This is a genomic window from Psychrobacter piechaudii (assembly GCF_900162825.1).
Classification (GTDB): domain Bacteria; phylum Pseudomonadota; class Gammaproteobacteria; order Pseudomonadales; family Moraxellaceae; genus Psychrobacter; species Psychrobacter piechaudii.
Genome location: NZ_FUGE01000057.1, coordinates 1 through 11,912 on the forward strand (window position 1 = coordinate 1; position 11,912 = coordinate 11,912).

Annotated in this window: 8 protein-coding genes; 4 read left to right on the forward strand and 4 right to left on the reverse strand. The window is 42.0% G+C overall.

Annotated features, from left to right (window positions below; all coding sequences use genetic code 11):
* Positions 1-135 precede the first annotated feature (135 nt).
* From A1019T_RS01995 to A1019T_RS02005, 3 genes are all read left to right on the forward strand, one after another.
* Positions 136-834 carry an amidohydrolase gene (locus A1019T_RS01995; RefSeq protein ID WP_279626166.1) on the forward strand — a complete coding sequence of 233 codons (699 nt, stop codon included), beginning with the start codon at positions 136-138 and terminating at the stop codon, positions 832-834.
* A gap of 40 nt (positions 835-874) precedes the next feature.
* Positions 875-1,606, forward strand: a complete 732-nt coding sequence (locus tag A1019T_RS02000; RefSeq protein ID WP_077450194.1) for an IS1 family transposase — start codon at positions 875-877, stop codon at positions 1,604-1,606.
* 329 nt (positions 1,607-1,935) lie between these two features.
* Entirely contained in the window at positions 1,936-3,177 is a 1,242-nt protein-coding gene (locus A1019T_RS02005; RefSeq protein WP_077450195.1) for an alkane 1-monooxygenase, read from the forward strand.
* Here A1019T_RS02005 and A1019T_RS02010 read toward each other — a convergent pair.
* The 4 genes from A1019T_RS02010 to A1019T_RS02025 all read right to left on the reverse strand — a co-directional run bounded on the left by A1019T_RS02010 (position 3,160) and on the right by A1019T_RS02025 (position 9,734).
* Complete coding sequence (locus A1019T_RS02010) at positions 3,160-4,338, reverse strand: hypothetical protein (RefSeq protein WP_077450196.1); 1,179 nt, start codon at positions 4,336-4,338, stop codon at positions 3,160-3,162. The genes A1019T_RS02005 and A1019T_RS02010 overlap by 18 nt on opposite strands.
* A gap of 180 nt (positions 4,339-4,518) precedes the next feature.
* On the reverse strand, positions 4,519-5,673 hold the full coding sequence (locus A1019T_RS02015) for a catalase family protein (protein ID WP_077450197.1): 1,155 nt from the start codon (positions 5,671-5,673) through the stop codon (positions 4,519-4,521).
* Positions 5,674-5,968: 295 nt separating this feature from the next.
* Entirely contained in the window at positions 5,969-8,878 is a 2,910-nt protein-coding gene (gene polA / locus A1019T_RS02020; protein ID WP_244156498.1) for a DNA polymerase I, read from the reverse strand.
* A gap of 445 nt (positions 8,879-9,323) precedes the next feature.
* Positions 9,324-9,734, reverse strand: coding sequence for an organic hydroperoxide resistance protein (locus tag A1019T_RS02025; protein ID WP_077450199.1), 411 nt, complete (start codon positions 9,732-9,734; stop codon positions 9,324-9,326).
* A 344-nt stretch (positions 9,735-10,078) separates the two neighbouring features.
* Here A1019T_RS02025 and A1019T_RS02030 point away from each other — a divergent pair, with 344 nt between their 5' ends.
* A complete protein-coding gene (locus A1019T_RS02030; RefSeq protein WP_077450200.1) occupies positions 10,079-11,674 on the forward strand; it encodes a peptide chain release factor 3 in 1,596 nt (531 codons plus the stop codon).
* The last annotated feature ends 238 nt before the right edge of the window (positions 11,675-11,912 follow it).

The window sequence follows — 11,912 nt, forward strand, 5'->3', positions numbered from 1 at the left end:
TTACTGTTCTCGCCATCGTGTGAGTTTCCCTATATTTTGTTGATATATAGGATTAAAATAAGGCTTTATCTGTATTTTTCAAATTAGGGACACGCCCTAACCCAGGTTGAAGGCTGTGATAAGGACTGTACTGGGCTGCCTAGCTTATCCCAAAATACCCTTAATGATTTGTTCAAATTGGCGTATCAAGCGGACAATCAGCTGTTTATTCATGCCAATGGCGATGCCAGCATTGATATGATTCTCAAAGCACATGAATATGCGGCAAAAGCTTTGCAGCAGCCACTAGATAAAGACCGCCGAACTGTGGTGATACATTCACAATTTGTCAGACCTGACCAGCTTCAAACTTTTAAAAAATACAATATAGAGCCTTCTTTCTTTACCAATCATGCCTACTTCTGGGGCGATGTCCACGTTGAAAATTTAGGTAAAAAAAGAGCGGAGTTTTTAAGTCCGATAGTCAGTGCAGACAAACTGGGGCTTAAATATACCAACCATTCAGATGCTACGGTGACGCCGATTGATCCTATATTCACCTTATGGACTGCGGTAAATAGGGTATCTAGAAGTGGAAAAGTTATTGGCTCTGAGCAAAAAGCCAGCTCTTATCAAGCTTTAAAATCAATCACCAGTCATGCTGCTTATCAATTGTTCGAAGAGGACAGCAAGGGAACACTGGAAGTGGGTAAAGTGGCTGACTTTGTGGTGTTGGATAAAAACCCACTGACTGTAAAACCTATGCAGATTAAAGACATTAAGGTGGTAACCACCATTAAAAATGGCAAACCTATTTACCAAGCGAAAAGTATGAGGTGGTGGTTCAAAAAGTAGGCTGAAAAAAAACAGGCTGAGAAATTGATAAAATAGTGAAATGCAAATCACACTATACATCAAATGCCCAGCCTGTCTAAGTGACAGTATAAAGAAAAATGGCTTCAAAAGCTATGGTAAACAAAACTATAGATGCAAAGACTGCAAACGGCAGTTTATTGGCGACCATGCCTTAACGTACCAAGGCTGTCACTCCCAAAAAGATAGCAAAATACGCCATCTTATGGTTCGAGGCAGTGGCATAAAAGACATCGCTTGCGTTGAGAGAATCAGCAAAGGCAAAGTACTAGCCACCCTAAAAAAGTGTCACTATCAAATAACCCCCAAGCAAAGGCAATACGACTGTCTTGAAATTGATGAGCTTTGGACATTCGTAGGTAAAAAGACCAACAAACAATGGCTAATTTATGCCTACCACCGTGACACAGGTGAAATTGTTGCCTATGTATGGGGAAAACGAGACCTTAACACTGTCAAAAAGCTTAAAGCTAAGCTGAAAGCCTTAGGCGTCAGTTGTGCTAGAATCGCTAGTGATACCTGGAATAGCTTTGTTACTGGTTTTAAGGGCTTTACCCAAGTCATTGGCAAGTTTTCCACGGTCGGTATTGAAGGTAATAATTGCACTATCAGACATCGAGTAAGGCGAGCATTTAGGCGAAGTTGTAACTTTTCTAAAAAGCTGGAAAATCACTTTAAAGCCTTTGATTTAGCTTTCTTTTACATCAATCATGGGTATGTCTCAGCCTACTTTTTGAACCACCACCAAGTATGAATGAGGGCCAAAGGCAATAGTGAATAGATAAGTTGTAATAATGGTTTTTTTATTTAACTAAGTCGACTAAAACTATTAAACAGAAAAGCCCAAGCATTATGCTTGGGCTTTTTTAATGAGCGATTGTTTTTTTAGGAGCAATTGTTTTTTAATGAGCGATTGGGTTTTACGAACTATTAGCAGTCAACAAAGGCTAACATAAAAAATCGATAAAATTTGCGCTTACTGATTAAATATTCTAATCTAGTTGTTAAGTTCAGTATTTCAGGAAGAGATACGGTTATCTATGTCTTCAAGGCAGGAGTAACTTATAACATAAGGAAAGTGCAATGACTCACAATTTGAATACCCTGCAGAAAAATCTTATCAAAAAACGCCATCAAAAACCTGAGTGGCAAGATCCAAAGCGTAAGTTATGGCTACTGAGTCCCATGGCCCCAGTTATTGGTTGGGCAATGTATTTGGCCGTGAAAGATCAACAGGGATTTGATGCCAAAAATACCGACCTTGCCTGGAGTGGTAGCATTTTTACCTATGGCTTCATCCCTTTAGCTGATTACTTGATAGGTCTAGATAAAAGCAATTTATCAGAGCAAGCCTATCAAGTTCTTGAAAAAGACCGCTACTATCAAAAGATTGCGCATGCCTTTATTCCGCTGAATTATGCTGCGCTGTTTATTGCTGCCCATCAGTTTACCCACCGCAAGTTGCCTTGGTATAACAAACTCGGTGTGGCCATCACTTCAGGTATTGGTAGTGGCATCGCCATCAATACTGCTCATGAACTTGGTCATAAATCAGACAAACTCAATAGGACACTAGCACGCATTAGCTTAGCACCCTCTGCGTATGGGCATTTTGCTATTGAGCATAATTTTGGCCATCATCGCTGGGTAGCTACGCCGCAAGACCCTGCCAGCAGTAGATATAATGAAAGCTTTTGGCAGTTTTTACCACGCACCGTCATTGGCGGATTACGCTCTGCAATTCATATTGAGAAACGCCGCTTGCAGCGGAAAAATAAGTCTTTTTGGCATAAAGATAATGAACTATTGCAGGGTTGGGCGATTACTGCCGTACTTTACGCCACGCTTTTGAAGCTGTATGGCAAAAAGGTGATTCCGTTTATCGTGATTCAAGCAGCATACGGCTTTAGTTTATTAGAGTCGGTCAATTATCTTGAGCATTATGGGCTGCTGAGTCAAAAGGACAGCAAAGGTAATTTTGTGCGTACGGAGGCTGAGCACAGTTGGAATAGCAATAATATTGTGACTAATTTATTTTTATATCAGCTACAGCGTCATTCCGATCCTCATGCGCACCCTAGCCGAGTGTATCAGGCCTTACGCCATTTTGATGAGTCCCCGCAGTTACCCAGTGGCTATGCCAGCATGATTGTGCCGGCATACATTCCACCGCTGTGGTTTGCTATTATGAATAAGCGGGTAGTCGCTCACTATAACGGTGACATGAGTAAGATTAACTTGCATGACAAGCCGCTCAGCCCGCGCATGCAGCAAGCAACCACTATTGTGCGTCAAGGCTTGGATTGGCTAAAACAGCGCTTCTAAACGTAGCAATCCAGAAAGAAAGTGGTCTTTGTCTTCATCCTTATCATTAAAGTAGTTAAGTTCGGTCTGTAAGTACAGCCAGTCTCGCCAAAACGGTTGACGATAAGTGATGGTAGGCCCATAACTGTTTAAGGAAGGCTCGCTGTTTTCAAAGTAACCGAAGGCAGAGACACCGTAAGACAGCTGTTTTTCTTTTTCAAAGAAATGGATTTGGCGTAACTCATTACTCCAGTCCGTTTCCTCTTTATCACCTTCATGACGATAGCGAACATTAACGTTGTTATTAACGAAGCTGTTATGGTCTAAGGCATACTGAAAGTTTAGCTCGCCTTTCAAAGCGTGTTCACTGTCACTGCCATAGCGGTAGTAGTTATGAGTGGATACTTTCCACTTATCTTGCTCATATAAATCTCTATCGGCACTAAGTTTAAGATAAACATCATCACCAGAGCGGATACCAATATCAGCATCGAAGCCCAGGGCTTCTTCTATTTTTGACCAGCGTAGAGCGATAGAGGCGTTGTCATCGCGGGTCTGTTTTCTATCGTAAGTTTTTTCTTGATAGCCCTGATTATTATTTGAGTTACTGCCTTTCGAGCCTTGGGTTAAGATCCTTTCTTCATCTAAATCTTCATCACCAATAATTAAGCTAAGACGCTTTTCTAATACTGGTAGCTTTAAACGGCCTCTAATTCTTGGTTTGACTGAGACTTGGCTGCCTTCAATCGGATCATCTGCCCAGCGGGTATCTAAGACAATTCTCAGGCTAGCCGAAGCAGGTTTATTTGGATCAGGCTCACCAAACCAGTCATCCATGATGTGCGCCCAGTCACCTAGCTTGCCTTTAACTTCTTCACGTTGTCCATCTGCCCATTCAGCAGCTTCTTGGTTGATGGTAGTTAGCATACCCGGCTCATCTTCAATGTCGTCAGCTTCAATAGATGCTTCGATGGATGAAGATCCCTCTGTTTCGATAGAAGCACTTTGCGTTTCAATATCATTGGTTTGGACGCTGTCTGCCTCGATGCTGTCTGTTTCAATGCTATCGTTGTTCGTGGAAGCCTTGTTTTGACTACTATCCTCAGCGATGGCGGCTGAGCTAAGACACAGACAGGTAAGCAGGGGAAGTAAAGAGCAACTAATTTTAGCGGGCTTGTTCATAGAGAAGAGATTCACAACAGTTATTAAATAGGCTTAAATAATCGACAAGAAGCTTACGCCATATTTATTAAAAAGAGAATACAACCTAGCCAAATAATTGGATACTAGCCAGATATTTATTCTATTTTAAACCGTCATGAAATCTCTCAAATATAAACAAATCACTTACTGGCAATAAATTTAAAAGTAAGTTTTATCAAATACTTGTCTTAAACTGGTCGGCTCTTTACGTTTTACTTGGTTTTGCTCGTGACGCACTTCAGATGAAGCTTGGTAAGCTCGCAGGCGAGACTGCTGAATCCGACCAATCGGACGGTTTTCCTCTAGCGCTCTAAAGGTACTAAATGACAAATGTTCCATGGCTTCAAAGTTACCATCTTCGGGAACGTCCTGACAGGGAATGGTTAATTTTGCTACGGTCACAAAAGGGGCCTCAGATTCTTTCCACTCTGTGGTTAATTCTTCAATAGGCTGTTTTTTGAGATTACGGCACAATTGAATTTGAACCTCGAATTGATAATCATGCTCGCTGATTTCCTTTAATAACGCCTTTCTAACCGTTTCATCTTCACTGAATAAGTGCAGATCAGGATTATTTATTTTTTCAATAGATTCTTTGGTAGGCGTCACTCTTATTTTACCCATGAAATCGCCGTGACGAACCGCCCCTTGCGAGAAGTAATCATATAACCAAGGGTTTTTGGGGCTGATGGTCGCCAGCTTGCGAAAAGCATTTAATGTTTTTAGCCCCTCAAAGTCTGGCAGCTCTTTGCCGTATTTGGTTAACCAGTTAAATACAAATTTTGCTTTATTTAACTTGCTTCCATCTAAGTAGCTGTTAAGACCAAAGTTGAGCTTAGATAAATAGGCATAGTCTTCCAATTTGTTGGTGAAAAATACCGGCGCATTGACTAAGGCAAAGTCCATAGTAGGGGCGTCGGGTTCATCAGGGGTCAGCTTTGGACCTGGCACATCGAAGACTTTAAAAGACAAGCCAATACCCATGCCCAGACGTCTATCTGGAGCAATGGTGGCAGCCGCATTAGAAAATCGAATTACTGCATCATGTATACCCGGTGTGGCATATACGCCTTGTGCATATTCTGCTGGCAGGTTGTCTAGTACTTCAAACTTCGCCTTTAAGGCACAATAGCCTTTGGCATGAACCGCACGAGTATGATGATCGTAGCTTTTACCTTTGTTATTTTGTTTCACAAATTGGCGAATATCATCAGTGATCATATCTACAATAGATTCTTCTTCAGCACTTAGAGTAGTGTATTTTTCATCGAACTTGACGTATTTTGGCTTTGATTTAAATAGTTTTTTTAACATGTTAGCTGCCTTAAATTATAGTAATTTGGGTGACCTTTTTATCATAGACAACTTTTTAAGCCTGTAGTGATTTTTAGCATAGTTAATACGTAACAGTAGAATTAATGCGTAACAATAGAGAAGGGTAGGTGATAAAAGCCAATAAAAGCTATTGACAGCTATAGGTGGCTTTGTTTCCATAACTCATTGGCCTCAACCAAGTAGATTGCAAATGAGATAAAAAAGGCGGGACTGACCCTTAGAGTCAATCCCGCCATACATATAAAAAAACAGTTATTGATTAAATACTACAAGATTAATGAGCCTCATCCCAGTTATCGCCAACCCCAGTTTCAACCAGTAATGGTACAGCGAAATCAACCTCCCAGCCCATTTCTTTAGCGGTATCGCTTAGGACATTCTGCATGGCGTTTTTGATTAACTCGCTTATCTCATCAACTTTATCGGCATCCACTTCAAACACCAATTCATCGTGTACTTGCAATAACATTTTGGCATTATCGGCAGGCAAGACTTTATCCACCGCTATCATCGCCAGTTTAATTAAATCAGCAGCACTGCCTTGAAGGGGCGCGTTAATGGCAGCTCGTTCAGCACCACGACGCACCATTTGATTGCTATGATTGATATCAGGCGTATATAGCTTACGGCCCAGAATAGTCTCGATATAACCGTTATCAACCGCGTTACTACGGGTGTCATGCATATATTTTCTGACCCCAGGATAACGCTTGAAGTATTGATCAATATAGTCTTGTGCTTCACCACGAGTCATTTCCAGTTGCTTCGCCAACCCAAAGGCGCTCATACCATAGAGCAGACCAAAGTTAATGGCTTTGGCGTTACGACGCTCGGTGGGAGTAACGTCCTCTACGGATTTACCCAATACTTCCGCTGCTGTAGCACTGTGAATGTCTAGACCTTCATTAAACGCTTTGGTTAAGTTAGCATCCCCAGAGAAGTGTGCCATTAAGCGAAGCTCAATTTGAGAATAGTCGGCAGCCAATAAGACACGGCCTTCAGGCGCAATAAAGGCTTGACGGATCAGGCGCCCAGTCTTGGTGCGAATGGGAATGTTCTGTAAGTTAGGATCTGTTGAAGATAAACGGCCGGTACTGGTTAAGGCTTGATGATAGCTAGTATGTACCCGATCAGTATCTTTATCCGCCACAGCATCTAGCGCGTCGGTATAGGTGCTCTTTAACTTTGATAAGCCGCGATATTCAAGGGCAATCTCAGCTAAGGGGTGAGCAATTTTTGACAGCACCGCTTCGCCGGTGGAGTATTGACCGGACTTAGTCTTTTTACCGCCCACAACGCCAAGCTTATCAAATAAAACTTCGCCCAACTGTTTGGGTGAGCCCAGATTGAACTCCTCGCCGGCCTCATAATAAGCCTGTTTTTCAAGTTCGCCAATCTCTTCATCGAAGCGCTTTGACAGCTCATTTAAGAAGGCTCTTTTAATCAGGATACCGGTTGCTTCCATGTCACATAAAATCTGTGATACAGGGATTTCAAGCTCATGTAACAGGCGCTGATTAACCGCATCGTCTTTTAGTTTCTCTTGGAATACTTCAAACAGTTGATAGGTAATATCGGCATCTTCACAAGCATAGTCACTGGCAATATCTACAGCCACTTTATCGAAGGTGACTTGCTTGGCTCCTTTGCCAGCCACATCTTCATAAGTAATGGTTTGAGTATGCAGATAGTGGCGGGTAAGATCGTCCATGCCATGACGGGTAGCGGCAGCATTCAGCACATAGCTGGCAAGCATGGTGTCCATCTTCCAATTGCTTGGCGTGATATTAAGATCAATACCGTAGCGACGTAATACATGGGCATCGTATTTAATATTTTGACCAATCTTACCGATTTCTGGGTTTTCTAAAATGGGCTTTAATTTTGCCAAAACTTTGTCTTGGTCTAGCTGTTTTGAAGTTAATTCATCATCTTCTAAGCTATGATTTAAAGGAATGTAATAGGCTTCATGAGCTTGTAGTGAGAAAGACAAGCCTACGATGTTTGCTTCTCGCCAATCGATGCTAGTGGTCTCAGTATCTACCGCAAAATGACTGGCCGCTGACAGTTTTTGTAGCAAGCTATCAAAAGCTGGCTCATCCAAAATAGTATGCCAAGCTTGGTCGTGAGCTTTACTGTCTTTAATAATATCAATGATGGCAGCCTGTTTTTGGTTTTGCAGAGTCTTAGCCACCTGAGCTTGTGATTCCGTTTCTGCTTTGCTATCAGCCACACTGTTTGCAGCCATGTTGGCAGGATGATTGGGATGAGCCAAAGAGGCCAATTCATTTTTGAACTCAAGCTCTGTATATAGCTCACGCAGCTCTTCGATGTAAGCGGTTGGGTCAGTATCGATACGTAAATCATCCCAGTCTTGACCAATCTCTAAATTGGTAACGATGGTGGCCAGTTGTTTGTCGCGGGGAATGTTATCAGCATATTCGATCAGTTTCTCACCGACCTTACCTTTGATTTCACTGGCATTGGCCAAGATATTGTCTACATTATCGTATTGATTAAGCCATTTAACAGCGGTTTTTTGACCAACACTTGGCACCCCTTTAATGCCGTCAGAGGCGTCCCCCATTAAGGTCAGTAAATCAATCATTTGGGTGGGCTTAATGCCATATTTCTCTTCGACCCCTTGCTCATCTACTACTTTGCCTGAGAAGCTGTCTTCAAGAATTACACTGTCATTAATCAGCTGCATCATGTCCTTATCACCGCTGGAGATGACCACATGATGGCCTTCCTCAACGGCGCGATAGGTTAAGGTACCGATAATATCATCAGCTTCAGCCCCTTCAATGCGTAATAAAGGGATGCCTAGAGCACGGACTAAACGGTGAATATAAGGGATTTGTTCCGCCAATTCAGGATCCATTTTTGGACGATTGGCTTTATATTCCTCTGACATAGTATGACGAAAAGTGGGTGACTTGGTATCAAAGCACACTGCCATATGAGTCGGGTTATAACGACGCATGACTTTTAATAAGGCATTCAACGTTCCACGAATGGCGTTGGTAGTCAGCCCTTGGGTATTCATCATGGTCTTGGGAAGCGCATGATAAGTTCTAAATAGATAGTAAGAGCCATCCACTAAGATAAAAGGAGGCTTCTCCTTATCGACATGACTGGTATCCATTGAGGCAACATTGGGCATGTGTTCAAAGTCAGGCATCACATTGGGGTCTAATGCCGCATGAGAGGTATCGGCAGATTCAGTTAGATGGGCAGTATCTTTAGCAGTTTTATCGGTCATAGGATGTCACTTGTCATTAAAGTTATAAAAATAAGAAGTTAGGTTATAAAAAGAGAAGTATTAATAATAAGTTTTTTATTCAGGCAGGTTTTAGGGACCTGTCAGTTGGTATGTTTAAGACGGATTAGGCTCATTATAACTAAAAATTTGACTGTCGTTAGGGTCATTGCTTGTTGATTGGTAGTAGAGAGCAAGTTGTAGGAAGTGACTAGGGGGCACACAAACTTCAGTTAATAAAAAACCCAAACCACATAAAGGCAGTTTGGGTTTTTAAAGCTATCAAACAAAGCTATTTAACTCAGTTGGCTTACTTAGTTTGATTATAAGCTTGAGCTTAAAGGCTAAGTTTGAAAGTTAATTCTGGTTATTTAAGTTCAGAGCTAACGGCAACTTCGATATTGCCACGAGTGGCTTTAGAGTAAGGGCAAACTTCATGGGCTGCTTCTACAGCCTTTTGAATGTCGTCGGCACTGGCCTCAGTATTAGAAGCAATAACGTGTAATTTAACCGCTAGCTTGTAGTCATGACCCTCACCTTGTAATAGGGTAACTTCTGCTTCAGTGGTTGAATCAAATTTAATCTTTTGCATTTGCTTTACCGCACCCAAAGCACTATCAAAACAAGCGGCATAACCCATCGCAAAAAGCTGTTCGGGGTTATTACCCTTACCAGAGCCAGGGGCCTTCATATCAATTTGTAACTCACTGTCATTTAGTGTGGCTGATCCGTTACGACCACCGCTTACTGTGGCTTGAGTGGTATATAAAGTTTTCATATCAATCCTTTTTTATAATTTATTGTCACTATTTCTAGAATAGAAACTTCAGTTTATTAACTGATTTTAATTAGCTAGTTTTAAATAGGAGTTTGCACAACACCTAGTTCTAGCATAACAAAACACCGGCCGTTTTTCGTTTAGGACTGGTAAAGCTTTACCCGTACTGTGTAAGTCGATATTACACATTCTTTATTAAGCCAACATCTTCTGCACCCACACTAGAAATCCGTTACAATACGCACATTAATTTTCCCAATTATTTCTTATTTTGTTTGTTACCCTATTTCTAAATTAAATATTTTTTCTGAAACACCCTCCACATTTAAGTTGATAAGCAGACTATGAGCGTAGATCAAAAAACTCTGAACAAAGAAGTTGCCAAGCGCCGCACCTTCGCCATTATTTCTCACCCCGATGCCGGTAAAACCACAATGACTGAGAAGCTGTTGCTTTGGGGTCAAGCCATTCAGGTGGCCGGTGAAGTGAAGGGTCGTAAAACTGACCGCCATGCCACCTCAGATTGGATGAGTATGGAGCAGGAGCGTGGTATTTCGATCACCACCTCGGTCATGCAGTTTCCTTATAAAGATCATGTGGTTAACTTATTAGATACCCCGGGTCATGCCGACTTCTCAGAAGATACCTATCGTACTTTAACCGCAGTAGACAGTGCTTTAATGATGGTAGATGGGGCAAAAGGGGTCGAGGAACGAACCATTAAATTGATGGAAGTGTGTCGTATGCGCGATACGCCTATCATCTCGTTCGTTAACAAATTGGACCGTCAAATTCGCGATCCGTTAGAGTTGCTAGATGAAATCGAAACCGTCTTAAAAATTAAATGTGTGCCCATCACTTGGCCTATTGGTATGGGTCAAGACTTCGTTGGGGTTTATCATCTGACCGAAGATAAAACTTATTTATATCAAAAAGGCCATGGTGGTGAAATCACTGAAATTGAAACCCGTGAAGGCTATGACTATCCAGATATCCGTGAACGCCTAGGAACCCTAGCATTTGCTGCGTTTGAAGAGTCTCTTGAGCTGGTACAGATGGCGCTAGAAGACTTTGATATTAAGCTGTTTTTAAAAGGTGAGATGACGCCGGTATTGTTTGGTACTGCACTGGGTAACTTTGGCGTCAATATGGTGCTAGATACCCTTATTGAGCATTCACCAGCACCTAAGAGCCATCCTGCCAAAGAGCGTCAAGTTGAAGCCAATGAGACCAGCTTTAGTGGCTTCGTATTCAAGATTCAGGCCAACATGGACCCCCGTCACCGTGACCGTATTGCCTTCTTGAGAGTATGTTCCGGCAAGTATGAGAAAGGCATGAAGATGAAGCATGTCAGCTTAGGTAAAGATGTGCGTATCTCAGATGCTTTGACTTTCTTAGCCGGAGACCGTGAAGCGTTAGAAGAAGCCTATCCTGGCGATATTATTGGTCTACATAACCATGGCACGATTAGTATTGGTGACAGTTTCACTGAAGGGGAGGAGTTGAACTTTACTGGTATTCCTCACTTCGCTCCCGAGTTATTCCGCCGAGTGGTATTAAAAGACCCTCTAAAATCAAAAGCTCTGCAAAAAGGCTTACAGCAGCTAAGTGAAGAGGGGGCCACTCAGGTATTCATGCCACAGATTAATAATGACTTAATCTTAGGCGCGGTAGGGGTACTGCAGTTTGAGGTTGTGGCACACAGATTAAAAGAAGAGTACAAGGTTCAGTGTATCTTCGAGCCAGTCTCTATTGCCACAGTGCGCTGGATTCATTGCGATGATGAAGCAGTATTGGCTAAGTTTAAGAAAAAAGCCCATGATCAGCTATCTATTGATGGGGGCGGCTATCTAACCTACTTAGCCCCAAGCCGTGTCAACTTGCAACTGATGCAAGACCGTTACCCAGAGGTGACCTTTAGCAATACCCGTGAGCATTAATAGACTAAGCTGGCTTGCCCAACAAAGTGTTAGCTCAACATTAAAACTTATATCCTATAGAAAGGCGCTCTGAGTGAGTAATGCCAGTCAGTTAAGGCAAAAACTCAATAAAAGTAATAAAATAGCCCATCTAATAAGTAGATGGGCTATTTTACTATGAGACTACAAGACGCTATTAATGAGACGCATAAAAGGATTCCAGACACCCTAGAACAATTTAGTGAATTAATAGACCCTG